General features: G+C 53.0%; 14 protein-coding genes and 2 rRNA genes. 8 read left to right on the top strand and 8 right to left on the bottom strand.

Going from position 1 to position 18,113, the window contains the following annotated elements; translation table 11 throughout:
* Together SK53_RS20725 and rrf are read left to right on the top strand one after the other, a co-directional pair.
* A 23S ribosomal RNA gene (locus tag SK53_RS20725) occupies positions 1-2,555 on the top strand; the annotation flags it as partial.
* Positions 2,556-2,624: 69 nt separating this feature from the next.
* Positions 2,625-2,740: ribosomal RNA gene (gene rrf, locus SK53_RS20720) — 5S ribosomal RNA — on the top strand.
* A gap of 94 nt (positions 2,741-2,834) precedes the next feature.
* Here rrf and mobB read toward each other — a convergent pair.
* Entirely contained in the window at positions 2,835-3,338 is a 504-nt protein-coding gene (gene mobB / locus SK53_RS20715; RefSeq protein ID WP_003861899.1) for a molybdopterin-guanine dinucleotide biosynthesis protein MobB, read from the bottom strand.
* Positions 3,335-3,919 (bottom strand): molybdenum cofactor guanylyltransferase MobA, encoded by a 585-nt coding sequence (mobA, locus tag SK53_RS20710; RefSeq protein ID WP_048209950.1) that lies wholly within the window; start codon positions 3,917-3,919, stop codon positions 3,335-3,337. The genes mobB and mobA overlap by 4 nt, the downstream gene beginning before the upstream one ends.
* A gap of 68 nt (positions 3,920-3,987) precedes the next feature.
* Here mobA and SK53_RS20705 point away from each other — a divergent pair, with 68 nt between their 5' ends.
* The 3 genes from SK53_RS20705 to dsbA all read left to right on the top strand — a co-directional run bounded on the left by SK53_RS20705 (position 3,988) and on the right by dsbA (position 5,970).
* Positions 3,988-4,257: a YihD family protein gene (locus SK53_RS20705; RefSeq protein WP_003861904.1), complete on the top strand. Its 270-nt coding sequence runs from the start codon at positions 3,988-3,990 to the stop codon at positions 4,255-4,257.
* A gap of 75 nt (positions 4,258-4,332) precedes the next feature.
* On the top strand, positions 4,333-5,319 hold the full coding sequence (locus tag SK53_RS20700; protein ID WP_003861905.1) for a serine/threonine protein kinase: 987 nt from the start codon (positions 4,333-4,335) through the stop codon (positions 5,317-5,319).
* A 27-nt stretch (positions 5,320-5,346) separates the two neighbouring features.
* Complete coding sequence (gene dsbA / locus SK53_RS20695) at positions 5,347-5,970, top strand: thiol:disulfide interchange protein DsbA (protein WP_003861908.1); 624 nt, start codon at positions 5,347-5,349, stop codon at positions 5,968-5,970.
* Positions 5,971-5,992: 22 nt separating this feature from the next.
* On the opposite strand, the gene SK53_RS20690 is transcribed toward dsbA, so the two are convergent.
* Positions 5,993-6,901, bottom strand: a complete 909-nt coding sequence (locus tag SK53_RS20690) for an acyltransferase (protein ID WP_003861910.1) — start codon at positions 6,899-6,901, stop codon at positions 5,993-5,995.
* Positions 6,902-7,340: 439 nt separating this feature from the next.
* On the opposite strand from SK53_RS20690, the gene polA reads away from it, so the two are divergent.
* A complete protein-coding gene (gene polA, locus SK53_RS20685; RefSeq protein WP_048209949.1) occupies positions 7,341-10,133 on the top strand; it encodes a DNA polymerase I in 2,793 nt (930 codons plus the stop codon).
* Between the two features lie 311 nt (positions 10,134-10,444).
* Here polA and yihA read toward each other — a convergent pair whose 3' ends face one another.
* Complete coding sequence (gene yihA / locus SK53_RS20680; protein ID WP_003861913.1) at positions 10,445-11,074, bottom strand: ribosome biogenesis GTP-binding protein YihA/YsxC; 630 nt, start codon at positions 11,072-11,074, stop codon at positions 10,445-10,447.
* 579 nt (positions 11,075-11,653) lie between these two features.
* Here yihA and yihI point away from each other — a divergent pair.
* Together yihI and hemN are read left to right on the top strand one after the other, a co-directional pair.
* On the top strand, positions 11,654-12,169 hold the full coding sequence (gene yihI, locus SK53_RS20675) for a Der GTPase-activating protein YihI (protein ID WP_014885763.1): 516 nt from the start codon (positions 11,654-11,656) through the stop codon (positions 12,167-12,169).
* Between the two features lie 188 nt (positions 12,170-12,357).
* A complete protein-coding gene (gene hemN, locus SK53_RS20670; RefSeq protein ID WP_023315061.1) occupies positions 12,358-13,731 on the top strand; it encodes an oxygen-independent coproporphyrinogen III oxidase in 1,374 nt (457 codons plus the stop codon).
* A 51-nt stretch (positions 13,732-13,782) separates the two neighbouring features.
* On the opposite strand, the gene SK53_RS23680 is transcribed toward hemN, so the two are convergent.
* From SK53_RS23680 to glnA, 4 genes are all read right to left on the bottom strand, one after another.
* Positions 13,783-13,893: a YshB family small membrane protein gene (locus SK53_RS23680; RefSeq protein WP_017382667.1), complete on the bottom strand. Its 111-nt coding sequence runs from the start codon at positions 13,891-13,893 to the stop codon at positions 13,783-13,785.
* 110 nt (positions 13,894-14,003) lie between these two features.
* A complete protein-coding gene (gene glnG, locus SK53_RS20660; protein WP_003861919.1) occupies positions 14,004-15,416 on the bottom strand; it encodes a nitrogen regulation protein NR(I) in 1,413 nt (470 codons plus the stop codon).
* A gap of 11 nt (positions 15,417-15,427) precedes the next feature.
* A complete protein-coding gene (glnL, locus tag SK53_RS20655) occupies positions 15,428-16,477 on the bottom strand; it encodes a nitrogen regulation protein NR(II) (RefSeq protein ID WP_003861923.1) in 1,050 nt (349 codons plus the stop codon).
* 167 nt (positions 16,478-16,644) lie between these two features.
* On the bottom strand, positions 16,645-18,054 hold the full coding sequence (gene glnA, locus SK53_RS20650) for a glutamate--ammonia ligase (protein WP_003861925.1): 1,410 nt from the start codon (positions 18,052-18,054) through the stop codon (positions 16,645-16,647).
* Positions 18,055-18,113: the final 59 nt, after the last annotated feature.

Genomic DNA, 18,113 nt, shown 5'->3' with positions numbered 1-18,113 from the left:
CACTTGCTGTGAACTCGAAGAGTAGGGCGGGACACGTGGTATCCTGTCTGAATATGGGGGGACCATCCTCCAAGGCTAAATACTCCTGACTGACCGATAGTGAACCAGTACCGTGAGGGAAAGGCGAAAAGAACCCCGGCGAGGGGAGTGAAAAAGAACCTGAAACCGTGTACGTACAAGCAGTGGGAGCCTCTTTATGGGGTGACTGCGTACCTTTTGTATAATGGGTCAGCGACTTATATTCTGTAGCAAGGTTAACCGTATAGGGGAGCCGAAGGGAAACCGAGTCTTAACTGGGCGTTAAGTTGCAGGGTATAGACCCGAAACCCGGTGATCTAGCCATGGGCAGGTTGAAGGTTGGGTAACACTAACTGGAGGACCGAACCGACTAATGTTGAAAAATTAGCGGATGACCTGTGGCTGGGGGTGAAAGGCCAATCAAACCGGGAGATAGCTGGTTCTCCCCGAAAGCTATTTAGGTAGCGCCTCGTGAACTCATCTTCGGGGGTAGAGCACTGTTTCGGCTAGGGGGCCATCCCGGCTTACCAACCCGATGCAAACTACGAATACCGAAGAATGTTATCACGGGAGACACACGGCGGGTGCTAACGTCCGTCGTGAAGAGGGAAACAACCCAGACCGCCAGCTAAGGTCCCAAAGTCATGGTTAAGTGGGAAACGATGTGGGAAGGCACAGACAGCCAGGATGTTGGCTTAGAAGCAGCCATCATTTAAAGAAAGCGTAATAGCTCACTGGTCGAGTCGGCCTGCGCGGAAGATGTAACGGGGCTAAACCATGCACCGAAGCTGCGGCAGCGACACTATGTGTTGTTGGGTAGGGGAGCGTTCTGTAAGCCGTTGAAGGTGTGCTGTGAGGCATGCTGGAGGTATCAGAAGTGCGAATGCTGACATAAGTAACGATAAAGCGGGTGAAAAGCCCGCTCGCCGGAAGACCAAGGGTTCCTGTCCAACGTTAATCGGGGCAGGGTGAGTCGACCCCTAAGGCGAGGCCGAAAGGCGTAGTCGATGGGAAACAGGTTAATATTCCTGTACTTGGTGTTACTGCGAAGGGGGGACGGAGAAGGCTATGTCAGCCGGGCGACGGTTGTCCCGGTTTAAGCATGTAGGCGGAGGTTCCAGGTAAATCCGGTACCTTTTAACGCTGAGGTGTGATGACGAGGCACTACGGTGCTGAAGTGATAAATGCCCTGCTTCCAGGAAAAGCCTCTAAGCATCAGGTAACACGAAATCGTACCCCAAACCGACACAGGTGGTCAGGTAGAGAATACCAAGGCGCTTGAGAGAACTCGGGTGAAGGAACTAGGCAAAATGGTGCCGTAACTTCGGGAGAAGGCACGCTGATATGTAGGTGAAGTCCCTGCGGACGGAGCTGAAATCAGTCGAAGATACCAGCTGGCTGCAACTGTTTATTAAAAACACAGCACTGTGCAAACACGAAAGTGGACGTATACGGTGTGACGCCTGCCCGGTGCCGGAAGGTTAATTGATGGGGTTAGCGGCAACGCGAAGCTCTTGATCGAAGCCCCGGTAAACGGCGGCCGTAACTATAACGGTCCTAAGGTAGCGAAATTCCTTGTCGGGTAAGTTCCGACCTGCACGAATGGCGTAATGATGGCCAGGCTGTCTCCACCCGAGACTCAGTGAAATTGAACTCGCTGTGAAGATGCAGTGTACCCGCGGCAAGACGGAAAGACCCCGTGAACCTTTACTATAGCTTGACACTGAACACTGGTCCTTGATGTGTAGGATAGGTGGGAGGCTTTGAAGCGTGGACGCCAGTCTGCGTGGAGCCGCCCTTGAAATACCACCCTTTAATGGCTGGTGTTCTAACGTAGACCCGTGATCCGGGTTGCGGACAGTGTCTGGTGGGTAGTTTGACTGGGGCGGTCTCCTCCCAAAGAGTAACGGAGGAGCACGAAGGTTGGCTAATCCTGGTCGGACATCAGGAGGTTAGTGCAATGGCATAAGCCAGCTTGACTGCGAGCGTGACGGCGCGAGCAGGTGCGAAAGCAGGTCATAGTGATCCGGTGGTTCTGAATGGAAGGGCCATCGCTCAACGGATAAAAGGTACTCCGGGGATAACAGGCTGATACCGCCCAAGAGTTCATATCGACGGCGGTGTTTGGCACCTCGATGTCGGCTCATCACATCCTGGGGCTGAAGTAGGTCCCAAGGGTATGGCTGTTCGCCATTTAAAGTGGTACGCGAGCTGGGTTTAGAACGTCGTGAGACAGTTCGGTCCCTATCTGCCGTGGGCGCTGGAGAATTGAGGGGGGCTGCTCCTAGTACGAGAGGACCGGAGTGGACGCATCACTGGTGTTCGGGTTGTCATGCCAATGGCACTGCCCGGTAGCTAAATGCGGAAGAGATAAGTGCTGAAAGCATCTAAGCACGAAACTTGCCCCGAGATGAGTTCTCCCTGAGACTTTAAGTCTCCTGAAGGAACGTTGAAGACGACGACGTTGATAGGTCGGGTGTGTAAGCGCAGCGATGCGTTGAGCTAACCGATACTAATGAACCGTGAGGCTTAACCTTACAACGCCGAAGATGTTTTGGCGAAGAGACAGACACGATTTTCAGCCTGATACAGATTAACAGAATTTGCCTGGCGGCTTTAGCGCGGTGGTCCCACCTGACCCCATGCCGAACTCAGAAGTGAAACGCCGTAGCGCCGATGGTAGTGTGGGGTCTCCCCATGTGAGAGTAGGGAACTGCCAGGCATCAAACAAGTGAAGAGGCCATCCGCAAGGATGGCCTTTTTGCGTTTGTTTGCTGAAAAACGGCAGGCCTTAAGAAGCCGTCACCCGGCAGATTTCAGACTGCACACCACGCCGAAATAAACGCTGCAATCCCCTCCACATTATTCAAATCCAGAACCGGTACTTTCAGCGTCAACGCAACGTCACTGGCCACGGCAATCACATGTTCATCCAGCGTTAACTCACTTACGTCATGTCCGGCATCGCTTCTGAATAGCAGGATCTTCGCAACAGCCTCATGCTTAAACCCCTCAACCAGCACCAGATCCAGCGTGGAGTGATCCATCCGGCTGACAAGATAAGCGAGATCCAGCGGTGCTTCATCCGGTGTTTCTGTCATTAACGCCCAGCGCTGGTTACTCGCCACCATCGTTTGTGCAGCGCCAGCCTTACGCAGCTCATAGCTATCTTTCCCCGGTTTATCGACATCCATGTTATGGTGCGTATGCTTAATCAATCCGGGACGAATGCCTTTGGCGCAAAGTGCAGGTATCAGTTTTTTTAGCAGCGAAGTTTTCCCGGTGCCACTCCAGGCTGAGATCGCTAATACGGGTATCATTTTCTCTCCTGCATCATCTGCAAATCTTCCGTCGTGTTTACATTCACAAACGCCGATTTCATGTCGCTGAAATCAACGGAATGCCCTCCGGACTGGCGCATAAATACCATGACGCGTCGCTCTCCTGCGGCCAGGTAATCTTCCAGCGCGGATATTAACGAGCGATTAATCAATGCGATCGTTGGATGGTCGCGTTCACCGTCGTGTACCCAGACGACGGGAGCACCACCGCGCCGCTGCACCAGACGTTCAACCAGACAGGACGGGATGAAGGGCGTATCACATGAACAAAAGAGAAACCACTCTCCGTACGACTGCTGCATAACAGAAAGCATTCCCGCCAGCGGACCGGGGTAGTCCATCAGGTTATCCTGATAAACCGGATACCCGCTGCGCTGATAAATATCAACATGTCGGTTAGCGCTGATCGCCATCGATGACACCTGATCTGCAAGCGTATCAGCAACATGCTGCCATAATGGTGTGTTGTTCAGGAGCTGAAGTCCCTTATCCTTTCCACCCATTCGCGTTGCCCTGCCCCCGGTCAGAACAACCCCGATGATTTCCTGGCATTGATTCACGAATATCGCCTCTTTTATTGTGGGATTGACCCTGCTAACGTGTCTCTCTAAATGAAAGGAGCACTACCATGAAATGTAAACGTCTTAATGAAGTCATTGAGCTTCTCCAGCCGGCCTGGCAAAAAGAGCCAGAGCTGAATCTGATGCAATTTTTACAGAAACTGGCGAAAGAGTCAGGTTTTGATGGCGAACTGGCGGACCTTTCTGACGACATCCTGATCTACCACCTGAAAATGCGTGACTCGGCTAAAGATGCTGTTATTCCTGGCATTCAGAAAGATTATGAAGAGGATTTTAAAACCGCATTACTGCGCGCCCGAGGCGTAATTAAAGAGTAAAAGCTTGTAAGCGGAGCCACCGAAATCGCCACAAGATGATATCCTGAATCATTCGTATAATTTCCGGATGATCGGATGAACGACCAGGCTTTTACTTTCCAGACACTACACCCGGATACCATTATGGATGCGCTGTTCGAGCAGGGTATTCGGGTGGATTCCGGGTTAACCGCTTTAAACAGCTACGAAAACCGTGTCTACCAATTTCAGGACGAAGAGCGCCAGCGCTTTGTCGTAAAGTTTTACCGTCCACAGCGCTGGTCCGCAGAACAAATTCAGGAAGAACATCAGTTTGCCCACGATCTACTGGATGACGATGTTCCCGTTGCGGCACCGATTAAATTCAATAACCAAACGCTGCTGACCCATCAGGGCTTTTACTACGCGGTATTTCCGAGCCTGGGCGGAAGACAGTTTGAGGCAGATAATATCGATCAGATGGAATGGGTTGCCCGCTATCTGGGGCGCATTCATCAGACGGGACGTAAAAAACCGTTTGTTGCCCGTCCGACGATTGGTGTTCAGGAATATCTTATTGAGCCGCGACAGGTATTCGAAACATCGGCGCTGATCCCGAATGCACTAAAGGATAATTTCCTCACGGCGACCGATAAGCTTATTGATGCTGTAAAAGCCTGCTGGCGGGATGATATTACTACTCTGCGCCTGCACGGTGACTGCCACGCCGGGAATATTCTCTGGCGCGATGGGCCGCTATTTGTCGATCTTGATGACGCACGTATGGGACCCGCGGTGCAGGATCTATGGATGCTACTCAACGGTGATAAAGCCGAGCAGCGCATGCAGCTTGAGACCATAATTGAAGCTTATGAAGAATTTATCCCCTTTAATTCAGACGAAATTGCCTTGATAGAGCCTTTACGTGCGATGCGATTTGTTTATTATCTCGCGTGGTTAATCAGGCGTTGGGAAGACCCGGCTTTTCCCCGAAATTTCCCCTGGCTTACCGGGGAGGATTACTGGCGCAACCAGATATCCACATTTACCGAGCAGGTTAAGGTTCTACAGGAACCCCCTTTGCAATTAACGCCGATGTATTAATTGGACACACCCAGGAGAGAGTTGATCATGAAAAAAATTTGGCTGGCGCTGGCTGGTATGATTCTGGCATTTAGCGCAACTGCTGCGCAGTTTACCGACGGCAAGCAGTACATTACGCTAGACAAGCCTGTTGCTGGCGAGCCTCAGGTGCTGGAGTTCTTCTCCTTCTACTGCCCGCACTGCTACGAGTTTGAGCAGGTACTTCATGTTTCTGACAACGTGAAGAAAAAGCTGCCGGAAGGCACCAAAATGACGAAATACCACGTTGAGTTCCTTGGCCCACTGGGCAAAGATCTGACTCAGGCATGGGCGGTCGCGATTGCGCTGGGTGTGGAAGATAAGATCACCGCGCCTATGTTTGAAGCCGTACAGAAAACCCAGACCGTACAAACTACGGCAGATATCCGTAAAGTGTTCGTAGATGCCGGTGTGAAAGGTGAAGACTACGACGCTGCCTGGAACAGTTTTGTGGTGAAATCTCTCGTGGCACAGCAGGAAAAAGCTGCCGCTGACTTCCAGTTGCAGGGCGTGCCGGCGATGTATGTTAACGGCAAATACCAGGTGAATATGCGTGGTATGGACACGACCAGCATGGATATCTTCGTACAACAGTACGCTGATACCGTGAAATACCTGGTTGAGAAAAAGTAACAACCATAAAGAAAAACGCCGGTCACTGACCGGCGTTTTTGTATGAAGATTTAATCTTCGCTATCTGCTCGTCTTTCTCTTTCCAGAGTGTATTAAGCCAAAGCTGGAAACGACGTTTGAAGTTTTTATCGTTGACGTAATCCCCGTGCAGTTCAGTATTGACGGGCACCAGATCAACGCGGACAACGATACGCGTCAGCCTGCCGCTGAGCATGTCGTAGAATGGCGTCCTGTCGTTTTCCGGATAGCAGAGCGTTACGTTCAACAATTTATCGAACTGCTCACCCAGCACGTTGAGCGCCATTGCGATGCCCGCAGCCTTTGGCGGCAACAGGTTCTGATAAGGAGAGCGAGTTTGCTGGCGCTTCTCTTCGGTAAAGCGCGATCCTTCGACGAAGTTAACAATGGTGGTGGGATGCGCGCGAAACTTCTCGCAAGAACGGCGCGTGGTTTCCACGTCCTTACCGCGGCGTTCCGGATGACGAATCAAATAGCTGCGTGAATAGCGTTTCATAAACGGCATATCCAGCGCCCAGCAGGCCAGACCAATGAAAGGCACCCAGGCCAGCTGCTGTTTCAGAAAGTATTTATTCATCGGAATGTGTTTGCGAAACAGTACGCACAATACAACAATGTCGGCCCAGCTGTGGTGATTGCAGATCAGCAGATACCAGTTCTTTTTGTTCAGCTTCTCCAGACCCTGAACGTCCCACTTCAGCCAGGGGTTCAGATGCAGCAGGATCGCCAGGCCTTCACACCAGCAGTACATCATAAAATTACAAAAAGCAGACACCGCGCGCCATACCGGAGGGACAGGCAACAGGAGCTTAATTATTCCGGCAACGATGATTGGCACAGAACAGGCGATAGTAACCAGAATAGTTAAAATGACGCTTAATAATAATGTTATCGCAGCGAGTATTCTCGACATGATGAATTTTTTCAGATAGTTAGCTGTAATTGAGCAGCCGGCTATCCGGTGCTGGGCGCCGATCTTATCAGAAATTCGCTCAGACCAGGGCGCTTTCACACCAGGAGGCCGCGGCTTTTCCTGGCAGGCCTCGAATTTTTCCCTATAGACAAGGTGCTTAAGCCTTATATCCACATAGACTAAATAACCATCAGTGAGGTGTGATCTTAATTGATCTCGTATTAATTGTTTGATTTAAATAGATAAATAAGTTTTCAATATCACTTTTATCAAGCTGTTATTCACCTGTATTAAAAATATGCACAAACTTATCCACAGTTTTGTTTTGCGAGCGATCTTCCCGATCGCAAAATCTTTTTCTGTATAAAGCGCTAAAACCTGATGTTTTCATCCTTCTGTGGCATCCTTTACCCATAAATTCATAACAGGCACGGACATTATGGTTCAGATCCCAGAAAACCCACTTATACTCGTCGATGGCTCTTCTTACCTGTATCGGGCGTATCATGCGTTTCCTCCTCTGACCAACAGCGCAGGGGAACCTACCGGCGCAATGTACGGCGTGCTGAATATGCTGCGCAGCCTGATTCTGCAATACCATCCAACCCATGCGGCCGTGGTGTTTGATGCGAAGGGTAAAACCTTCCGCGATGAATTATTTGAGCACTACAAATCACACCGTCCCCCTATGCCTGACGATCTGCGTGCGCAGATTGAACCGCTGCACGCTATGGTGAAAGCGATGGGGCTGCCACTGCTGGCGGTCTCTGGCGTTGAAGCTGACGACGTAATTGGTACCCTGGCGCGCGAAGCGGAAAAAGCAGGCCGCCCGGTTCTGATCAGTACCGGTGATAAAGACATGGCGCAGCTGGTAACGCCAGGGATTACGCTGATCAACACCATGACAAACACCATTCTTGGCCCGGAAGAAGTGGTCGCCAAATATGGTGTGCCGCCAGAGCTCATTATTGATTTCCTCGCCCTGATGGGCGATTCCTCGGATAACATTCCTGGCGTGCCGGGCGTGGGTGAAAAAACAGCTCAGGCGCTGCTGCAAGGGCTGGGCGGGCTGGATACGCTGTATGCAGAGTCCGACAAAATTGCCGGTCTTACCTTCCGTGGCGCAAAAACCATGGCCGGAAAGCTCGCCGATAACAAAGAGGTGGCTTATCTCTCCTATCAGTTGGCCACCATCAAAACTGACGTAGAGCTGGAGCTTACCTGCGAGCAGCTGGAAGTGCAGGAACCCGCCGCCGACGAACTGCTTGGTCTGTTCAGAAAATACGAATTTAAACGCTGGACCGCGGATGTTGAAGCCGGTAAATGGCTTCAGGCGAAAGGGGCTAAACCTGCGGCGAAGCCGAAAGAGACCATCGTTGTCGATGCCGAAGAGCAGTCAGAAGAAGAGGCGGTAGCGCTCTCCTTCGACAACTATGAAACCATCCTGGAAGAGTCACGGCTCGTCGCCTGGATTGAAAAGCTGAAAAAAGCGCCAGTATTTGCTTTCGATACCGAAACGGACAGCCTTGATAACATTACGGCTAATATGGTGGGTCTGTCATTCGCGACGGAGCCGGGTGTTGCCGCCTATGTTCCGGTTGCTCACGACTATCTGGATGCGCCGGAGCAAATCTCCCGCGAGCGCGCCTTAGAACTACTGAAGCCGATTCTGGAAGACGAGAAAGCGCTGAAGGTCGGGCAAAACCTGAAGTATGACCGCGGTATTCTGCAAAACTACGGCATTGAGCTGCGTGGTATCGCTTTTGACACCATGCTTGAATCTTACATTCTGGACAGCGTGGCGGGCCGCCATGATATGGATTCCTTATCCGATCGTTGGCTGAAACACAAAACCATCACCTTTGAAGAAATTGCCGGTAAGGGTAAAAATCAGCTGACCTTTAACCAGATCGCGCTGGAAGAGGCAGGCCGCTACGCCGCGGAAGACGCTGACGTCACGCTACAGCTGCATCTCAAAATGTGGCCGAAATTGCAGAAGCACGAAGGGCCGCTGAATGTGTTCGAGAACATTGAGATGCCGCTGGTGCCTGTGCTGTCCCGCATTGAGCGCAATGGCGTTAAAATCGACCCAACGGTGCTGCATAACCACTCTGGTGAGCTGGCGCAGCGCCTGACCGAGCTTGAACAGAAAGCGCATGAGCTTGCTGGCGAGGCATTTAACCTGTCTTCACCGAAACAGCTGCAAACCATCCTGTTTGAAAAACAGGGTATCAAGCCGCTGAAGAAAACCCCGGGCGGCGCTCCTTCAACGTCTGAAGAGGTGCTGGAAGAGCTGGCGCTGGACTATCCGCTGCCAAAAGTTATTCTGCAATACCGCGGTCTGGCTAAGCTGAAATCGACCTATACCGACAAACTGCCGTTGATGATCAACCCGAAAACGGGCCGCGTGCACACCTCCTATCACCAGGCTGTGGCGGCGACCGGGCGACTTTCGTCAACCGATCCTAACCTTCAGAACATTCCGGTGCGTAATGAAGAGGGCCGCCGTATTCGCCAGGCTTTCATTGCGCCAGAGGATTACCTGATTGTCTCCGCGGACTATTCGCAAATCGAACTGCGTATTATGGCGCACCTGTCACGCGACAAAGGCCTGCTGACGGCCTTTGCCGAAGGGAAGGACATTCACCGGGCAACCGCTGCCGAAGTGTTTGGGCTGCCGCTGGAGAGCGTGACAAATGAGCAGCGTCGTAGCGCAAAAGCGATCAACTTCGGTCTGATTTACGGCATGAGTGCCTTTGGTCTTTCACGCCAGCTCAATATTCCGCGTAAAGAGTCGCAGAAGTATATGGATCTCTACTTCGAGCGGTATCCGGGCGTGCTGGAATATATGGAACGTACCCGCGCGCAGGCGAAAGAGAAAGGCTACGTTGAAACGCTGGATGGCCGTCGTCTCTACCTTCCGGACATCAAATCCAGCAACGCCGCGCGCCGCGCGGGTGCTGAACGTGCTGCGATTAACGCCCCTATGCAGGGCACTGCGGCGGACATCATTAAACGCGCAATGATCGCCGTCGATGCCTGGTTGGAAAAAGAGAAGCCGCGCGTGAAAATGATCATGCAGGTACACGATGAACTGGTCTTTGAAGTTCATAAAGACGATCTGGAGACGGTCTCTCAGAAGATCCATGAACTGATGGAAAACAGCATGAAGCTGGACGTTCCGTTGCTGGTGGAAGTGGGTAGCGGCGAAAACTGGGATCAGGCTCACTAAGGGCTAACGGAATAACGCGCGTTTTATGTAAGTAAGCAACATAAGTACGCGCGTTTTGTGACGATCATTAGAATTCCCTATGTAAAGAATGAAAAAAAACTACAAAAAGTGCTTTGTCCAGCGATAAAAAAAGAGTAGAGTTAACGACGTAGGGTACAGAGGTAAGATGTTCTATCTTTCAGACCTTTTACTTCACGTAATCGGATTTGGCTGAATATTTTAGCCGCCCCAGTCAGTAATGACTGGGGCGTTTTTTATTGCGGCAAAGAAAGTTTCAGGCGAAAAAAGCGCGGTCATCGCCGCGCCTGTTATTACTCTGCTTCCGCTTCTGTCGCCGGTTCCAGATCGTTAAACCAGCTGTCGAGCTTCTGACGCAGTTTATCCACGCCCTGCTTTTTCAGCGAGGAGAACGGTTCAACCTGTACATCACCGTTGAATGCCAGCACCGCTTCACGAACCTTATTCACCTGTGCCTTGCGCGCGCCGCTCGCCAGCTTATCCGCTTTTGTCAGCAGTACCAGCACCGCAATATCGCTTGCCACCGCCCAGTCAATCATCTGCTGGTCGAGATCTTTCAGCGGATGACGAATATCCATCAGCACCACCAGGCCTTTCAGACACATGCGTTTTTCCAGGTATTCACCCAGCGCACGCTGCCATTTGATCTTCATCTCTTCCGGTACCTGCGCGTAACCGTAGCCCGGTAAATCGACCAGGCGTTTGCCTTCAGCCACTTCAAACAGGTTAATCAGTTGTGTACGGCCAGGTGTTTTTGAGGTACGCGCCAGGTTTTTCTGATTGGTCAGCGTATTCAGGGCACTGGATTTTCCCGCATTGGAGCGGCCAGCAAATGCCACTTCAATCCCTGTGTCTGAGGGCAGGTGGCGAATATCGGGCGCACTGGTGACAAAATGCGTCTGTTGGTAGTTCCAGGTAGTCACGTGGTCGTCTCCAAAAATCGTAATCTGCGGGGATTATACCTGAATGCGGGCAAAAGGCTTTTCCCTTCGTCATTGACATGTAAGTGAAAGCCCTGCGAAATGTAAGAGATTTGCCCTTAAGCGTATGAGAAATTTAAGAGAAATCGCAGGGGCTAAAAAACTCAAGATATTAAAATTCAAAGAGTTATTAATGAGTAATTATCTGAAAATCCGGTTTTGTACCTTTTCGTTGCTTGTTAGTTTAAAGGAACAAGGTAAAGTGTGTGCTACGGCGAGGATGCCAACAGGATAACGACTTAAGGATAAGGGTCAGGAGCGCCAGGAGGCGAAGACTCAGGATTGTCAGGACGACCGGCGCCTGGAGGCGTTTTTAACAGGAAACGGAACCGTATCACGGACGGTAGTAGCCAAGGGATAAACAGGGTTTGTTGCAGGCAAACAGGGAATGTCTGACCCGTTAAGGGTTGTGAGTCAGGAAAAAAGGCGACAGATTGCTCTGTCGCCTTTTTTCTTTGCTTGCTTTCTGCTAGATTTCGCCGGAATTCTATACTGAAGAAAACGACTTAAAGATAAAACATCATGAAAAAACCGACCTCCGCTGCGGGCGCGAAACGCCCTGCAAAAGCACGCCGCAAAACGCGCGAAGAACTGAATCAGGAAGCGCGCGATCGCAAACGCGATAAAAAACATCGTGGCCATGCTGCGGGTAGCCGTGCTAACGGTGGCGGTGCCGCAGGCGCTTCTGCAAAAGGCAAACAGCAGAAAGATCCTCGTATCGGCAGTAAAACTCCCATTCCACTGGGCGTGACAGACACCCCGGTCACTAAGCAGCACAAACCAAAGAGCGAGAAACCTATGCTTTCACCGCAGGCTGAGCTGGATTTGCTGGAGAACGATGAGCGCCTGGACGCGCTGCTGGAACGTCTTGAAGAGGGTGAAACCTTGACCGCCGAAGAGCAGTCATGGGTGGATGCCAAACTGGATCGCATCGACGAGCTGATGCAGAAGCTGGGTCTGTCTTACGATGACGAAGACGACGAAGAAGAAGACGAAAAGCAGGAAGATATGATGCGTCTTCTGAAGGGTGGAAACTAACATTTGCACCCGGCAGGTACACTCGTCCTGCTTATAACCCTTCCGGTTATATGTTATCTGGTGTGGTTATTCGTTAAACTACGGCGGTTGTCGCGGCGACAGAAGTGGCTGCGCACCCGAATGATGGCCCGCAACGGGACCAGAACGGGCCGCCGTATACGAACGCGACACCAACGGAAGGAGTGAGCATGTCTGTACCATCTATCGACTGGGATTTGGCCCTGATCCAGAAATATAACTATTCCGGGCCGCGTTATACCTCATACCCCACCGCGCTGGAGTTTTCTGACGCTTTCGGCGAGGCGGATTTTCAGCATGCTGTGGTGCGCTATCCCGAGCGCCCGCTGTCGCTCTACGTCCATATTCCATTCTGCCATAAGCTCTGCTACTTCTGCGGCTGCAATAAAATCGTTACCCGCCAGCAGCACAAAGCCGATCAATACCTCGATGCGCTCGAACAGGAAATTCTGCACCGCGCACCGCTGTTTAAAGGGCGTCACGTTAGCCAGCTTCACTGGGGCGGTGGTACGCCAACCTATCTGAATAAAGCGCAGATCAGCCGCCTGATGGCGCTGCTGCGCGACAATTTCAGTTTTAACGACGACGCCGAAATTTCGATCGAGGTCGATCCACGTGAAATCGAGCTGGATGTGCTGGATCATTTACGCGCTGAAGGCTTCAACCGCCTGAGTATGGGCGTACAGGACTTCAATAAAGAAGTACAGCGCCTGGTAAACCGCGAGCAGGACGAAGCGTTTATCTTTGCCTTACTCAACCATGCGCGTGAAATCGGCTTTACCTCAACGAATATAGACCTGATTTACGGCCTGCCGAAGCAGACGCCGGAGAGCTTCGCCTACACGCTTAAACGCGTGGCTGAGCTTAACCCGGACCGTCTGAGCGTCTTTAATTACGCGCACCTGCCGACGCTGTTCGCCGCTCAGCGCAAAATCAAAGATGCGGATCTGCCTTCCGCCCAGCAGAAGCTAGACATTTTGCAGGAGACCATCGCCTCGCTGACCGAAACCGGCTATCAGTTTATCGGGATGGATCACTTTGCCCGCCCTGACGACGAACTGGCAATTGCCCAGCGCGAAGGTGTTCTCCACCGTAACTTCCAGGGTTACACCACCCAGGGCGATACCGATCTGCTCGGAATGGGCGTCTCCGCCATTAGCATGATTGGCGACTGCTACGCTCAGAACCAGAAAGAGCTGAAGCTGTACTACCAGCAGGTTGATGAAACGGGTAACGCATTGTGGCGCGGCATTGCGTTAACGCGTGACGACTGCATCCGTCGTGATGTGATTAAGGCGCTTATCTGCAACTTCCGTCTCGAATTCCGCGAGGTGGAGTCGCAATGGGATCTGCAATTCAGCGATTACTTTGCCGAAGACCTGAAACTCCTTGCGCCGCTGGCGAAGGACGGGCTGGTGGATGTGTCGGAAAGCGCGGTGGTCGTCACGCCGAAAGGACGTCTGTTGATTCGTAATATCTGCATGTGCTTCGATGCCTATCTACGTCAGAAGGCGCGTTTACAGCAGTTCTCGCGGGTGATTTAAGTTGAAAAGCCGGGTAAGCGAAGCGCCACCCGGCTTTTCATCAACAGCTCGTTAGCTAAACAGCCCAACCAGCGCCGCACACAGCACCGCCGCAACGGCAGTTTGTGGCGTGTGGCTTTCTGCTGCTCCGCTCGAAAGCAAAGTCACTAATGATTCCAGCATGATGCTCCCCCCTGTTTCCGGGCACGATCATACAAAACTCATCGGAACAGTAAAGCGCAAAATAACGGCACTTTGCGCTCAATTAGTAACCTTTACACAGCGGAGTAAGATCACTCCATTCCCAGCTCTTTCAGCTTGCGCGTCAGGGTGTTTCGACCCCATCCCAACAGGCGAGCCGCTTCCTGTTTGTGGCCCTGGGTATGACGAAGCGCGGTAGTTAACAGCGTGCGCTCCATCTCAGGCTGCGCTTCGGAGAGCAGATTTTGATGACCGGAACGCAGCGCGCGATCTGCCCACTGCGCCAGCAGCGTCGCCCAGCTGTCCGGCAGCGCATGTCCGGCGGTGCTTTCGGGCACGGTGGCTTCAAACAGCTCGGCGGGGAGATCCTGAATCAACACTTCCTGTCCGGCGGCCATCACGGTCAGCCAGCGACAGGTGTTTTCCAGCTGACGCACGTTGCCAGGCCACGCCAGACGGGTGAGGGCGGCATCCGTTTCCGGATGAAGCTGCTTGGCTTCCACGCCCAGCTCGCGGGCCGCCACTTGCAGGAAATGGCGCGCCAGACGCGGGATATCTTCCCGACGCTCGCGCAGCGGCGGCAGGTGGACACGGATCACGTTCAGACGATGGAATAAATCCTCACGGAATTTCCCCTCCTGCACGCGCAGCTCCAGGTTCTGGTGCGTCGCGGCAATAATACGCACGTCCACCTTCACCGGCGCATACCCGCCCACGCGGTAAAACTGGCCATCTGCCAGCACGCGCAGCAGTCGGGTCTGAACATCCAGCGGCATATCGCCGATTTCATCCAGGAAAAGCGTGCCGCCGTCAGCCTGTTCAAAGCGTCCCTGACGAATGGTATTGGCTCCGGTAAACGCCCCTTTTTCGTGGCCGAACAGCTCAGATTCAATTAAATCCTTAGGGATCGCTGCCATGTTCAGGGCGATAAAGGGGGCTTTCGCCCGCGGGCTGTGGCGATGCAGGGCGTGTGCAACCAGCTCTTTACCGGTCCCTGATTCACCGTTAATCAAGACGCTGATAGACGAGCGCGACAGACGCCCGATGATGCGAAACACGTCCTGCATGGCCGGCGCTTCACCGATGATGTCCGTCGTAGGCCCGAAATCCGGCGCGTGGCGGGGCTGCTGTTGCTCCTGATAGTGGCTGATGGCGCGTTCGACCAGGGCAACGGCTTCGTCGATATCAAACGGTTTTGGCAGATAATCAAACGCCCCCTGCTGGTAGGCGCTAACGGCGGCATCCAGGTCGGAGTGGGCGGTCATTATGATGACCGGAAGCATGGGGTGGCGCTGTTTGATCTGCTTTAAGAGCGCCAGTCCGTCCATGCCCGGCATGCGAATATCCGAGAGCAGAACGTCCGGCGTTTTGGTGGTGAGTGCGTCGAGCACCTCGCTGCCGCTCTCAAACGTCGTGCAGCTTAATCCCGCTCCTGTGAGTGCGCGTTCAAGCACCCAACGGATGGAGCTATCGTCATCGACTACCCAGACTATCCCTCGTTGCATAAACGTCACCTTTATTTTTTAATCGGCAGGAAAACCGAAAACTCGGTATGTCCCGGCCAACTGGTAAATTCAATTTTGCCGGAGTGTTGGTCAATCAAATTACGGGCTATGGATAACCCCAGCCCGGTGCCGCCTTCGCGACCGCTGACCATCGGGTAGAACAGAGTGTCCTGGAGATGTGGCGGGATCCCCGGCCCGTTATCTTCCACATCAATACGTGCCGCCAGACGATAACGCACGCCGTGCAGCGTCAGCTGGAACGCGGTGCGGGTACGCAGAATAATTTCGCCACCCTCCGGGCCCAGCGCCTGCAACGCGTTACGCACAATGTTCAACAGCACCTGTTCAATCTGGTCCGGATCGTGCGCCAGCTCCGGCAGGCTTGGGTCGTAATCACGCACCAGCGTGACGTTATCCGGCAGCTCCATAGAGACGAGTTTCACCACCCGCTCCGCGACCTTGTGAATGCTTTCTGAAACATGCATCCCCGGCTGCTGTGGCCCGAGCAGGCGATCGACCAGATTACGCAGACGGTCCGCCTGCTCAATAATGACGTTGGTATACTCCGCCAGGGCAGGGTCAGGCAGCGCTTTGGTCAAAAGCTGTGCCGCACCGCGTAAGCCGCCCAGCGGGTTTTTGATCTCATGGGCCAGCCCGCGCACCAGGTCGCGTGCCGCAATCTGCTGCGCATGCTGAAGCTGCTCCTGGCTGAGACGACGTTGGTTATCCATCGGCGCCATTTCCAGCAGAATCATGCCATCTGGCAGGCGCTGTGCGGTGAGGGACAAAATATGCGAGCGTCCGTCAATCACCAGCGTCACTTCGTTATCGGTGAAGCCCTGACCCGCCTGCAAACTCTCCTGCATCAGACCAATATTCAGCGAGAAATAGCTCAGCAGTTCCGGCAGCGGCGTGCCAAACAGTTTTCTGGCGCTTTGGGCGAGCAGCTGTTGCGCCGCCGGGTTGGCGTAATGCACCGCCAGCTCGTCGTCGACCAGCAAAATACTGTTAATCAAAGAATTGAGGATCTGCCCAGCATCGGGCAGCGTGCCAGTTGCCATTCAGCAGTCTCCTGGAGTCGTTGCACTATTTTAGTGCAGTATAGCGTTTTAGAGGTAAAAAGCGCGTGAGATCAGGTTGTTGGTGGAGAAAAAAGCCCATCCGAAGATGGGCTAAAGTTTCCACGGCAACTACTCCCGACGCGTATGCGCCGAGTAAAACAAAACAATTAAACGCTGTAGTACAGTTCAAACTCAACCGGGTGCGGCGTCATGCGAACGCGGTCGTTTTCTTCGGTACGCAGCGCGATGTAAGCGTCGATAGCTTCATCGGTGAACACGCCGCCAGCGGTCAGGAACTCGCGGTCTGCGTCCAGCGCTTGCAGGGCTTCTTCCAGAGAGCCGGCAACCTGTGGGATCTCTTTCGCTTCTTCTGGCGGCAGGTCGTACAGGTTTTTGTCCATGGCTTCGCCCGGGTGGATCTTGTTCTTGATACCGTCCAGACCGGCCATCAGCAGTGCTGCGAAGCACAGGTATGGGTTAGCCGCCGGGTCCGGGAAGCGCACTTCGATACGACGCGCTTTCGGAGACGCAACCACCGGGATACGGATAGAAGCAGAACGGTTACGGGCAGAGTACGCCAGCATCACGGGTGCTTCGTAGCCTGGAACCAGACGCTTGTAGGAGTTCGTGGTCGGGTTCGCCAGGGCGTTGATCGCTTTAGCGTGTTTGATAACACCGCCGATGTAGTGCAGCGCCTGCTCAGACAGACCCGCATACTTGTCACCAGAGAACAGGTTGGTGCCGTTCTTGGACAGGGACATGTGGCAGTGCATGCCGGAACCGTTGTCGCCAAACATTGGTTTTGGCATGAAGGTCGCGGTTTTACCGAAACGGTGCGCAACGTTGTGTACAACGTATTTGTAGATCTGAATCTCATCCGCTTTTTTGGTCATGGTGTTGAAGCGGGTAGCGATCTCGTTCTGGCCAGCCGTTGCCACTTCGTGGTGGTGCGCTTCAACAACCAGGCCCATCTCTTCCATGATCAGACACATGGTAGAACGGATGTCCTGTGAAGAATCGACCGGAGGAACCGGGAAGTAACCGCCTTTCACGCCCGGACGGTGACCTTTGTTACCACCTTCGTACTTGGTGGAAGAGTTCCATGCGCCTTCGATGTCATCGATAGCGACGTGGGAGCCAGAAATGGAAGCACCAAAACGGATGTCGTCGAACAGGAAGAACTCTGGCTCTGGCCCGAACAGAACGGTGTCTGCGATGCCGGTAGAGCGCAGGTACTCTTCAGCGCGTTTTGCGATGGAGCGTGGGTCACGGTCATAGCCTTGCAGCGTGCCAGGTTCCAGAATATCGCAGCGGATGATCAGCGTAGGTTCTTCGTAGAACGGGTCAATGAGCGCAGTGGTTGCATCTGGCATCAGAACCATGTCGGATTCGTTAATGCCTTTCCAGCCGCCAATGGAGGAGCCGTCAAACATTTTGCCTTCTTCAAAGAATTCGGCGTTCACCTGATGAGCAGGGATCGTGACGTGCTGTTCTTTACCTTTGGTATCGGTGAAGCGCAGATCAACAAACTTCACTTCATGTTCGTTCAGCATCGTCAAAACGTGTTCAGCGGACATACTTAACTCTCCAGATTGGTCATTGTCGTCGTGGTAACGAGGTCTTCAAATCGGCTGGG

This window comes from Enterobacter sp. MGH119, from assembly GCF_001037675.1.
GTDB lineage: Bacteria > Pseudomonadota > Gammaproteobacteria > Enterobacterales > Enterobacteriaceae > Enterobacter > Enterobacter hormaechei_C.
The sequence above is the reverse complement of the archived record's forward strand: the minus strand, read 5'-3'. Positions and strand labels throughout refer to the sequence as shown.

Excerpts from the sequence above, each read along its gene's own strand:
- glnA (WP_003861925.1), bottom strand. The coding sequence starts at position 18,054 with ATGTCCGCTGAACACGTTTTGACGATGCTGAACGAACATGAAGTGAAG.
- glnL (WP_003861923.1), bottom strand. The coding sequence starts at position 16,477 with ATGGCAACTGGCACGCTGCCCGATGCTGGGCAGATCCTCAATTCTTTG.
- SK53_RS20690 (WP_003861910.1), bottom strand. The coding sequence starts at position 6,901 with ATGTCGAGAATACTCGCTGCGATAACATTATTATTAAGCGTCATTTTA.
- hemN (WP_023315061.1), top strand. The coding sequence starts at position 12,358 with ATGTCTGTACCATCTATCGACTGGGATTTGGCCCTGATCCAGAAATAT.
- polA (WP_048209949.1), top strand. The coding sequence starts at position 7,341 with ATGGTTCAGATCCCAGAAAACCCACTTATACTCGTCGATGGCTCTTCT.
- SK53_RS23680 (WP_017382667.1), bottom strand. The coding sequence starts at position 13,893 with ATGCTGGAATCATTAGTGACTTTGCTTTCGAGCGGAGCAGCAGAAAGC.
- SK53_RS20700 (WP_003861905.1), top strand. The coding sequence starts at position 4,333 with ATGAACGACCAGGCTTTTACTTTCCAGACACTACACCCGGATACCATT.
- mobB (WP_003861899.1), bottom strand. The coding sequence starts at position 3,338 with ATGATACCCGTATTAGCGATCTCAGCCTGGAGTGGCACCGGGAAAACT.
- yihI (WP_014885763.1), top strand. The coding sequence starts at position 11,654 with ATGAAAAAACCGACCTCCGCTGCGGGCGCGAAACGCCCTGCAAAAGCA.
- dsbA (WP_003861908.1), top strand. The coding sequence starts at position 5,347 with ATGAAAAAAATTTGGCTGGCGCTGGCTGGTATGATTCTGGCATTTAGC.
- glnG (WP_003861919.1), bottom strand. The coding sequence starts at position 15,416 with ATGCAACGAGGGATAGTCTGGGTAGTCGATGACGATAGCTCCATCCGT.
- SK53_RS20705 (WP_003861904.1), top strand. The coding sequence starts at position 3,988 with ATGAAATGTAAACGTCTTAATGAAGTCATTGAGCTTCTCCAGCCGGCC.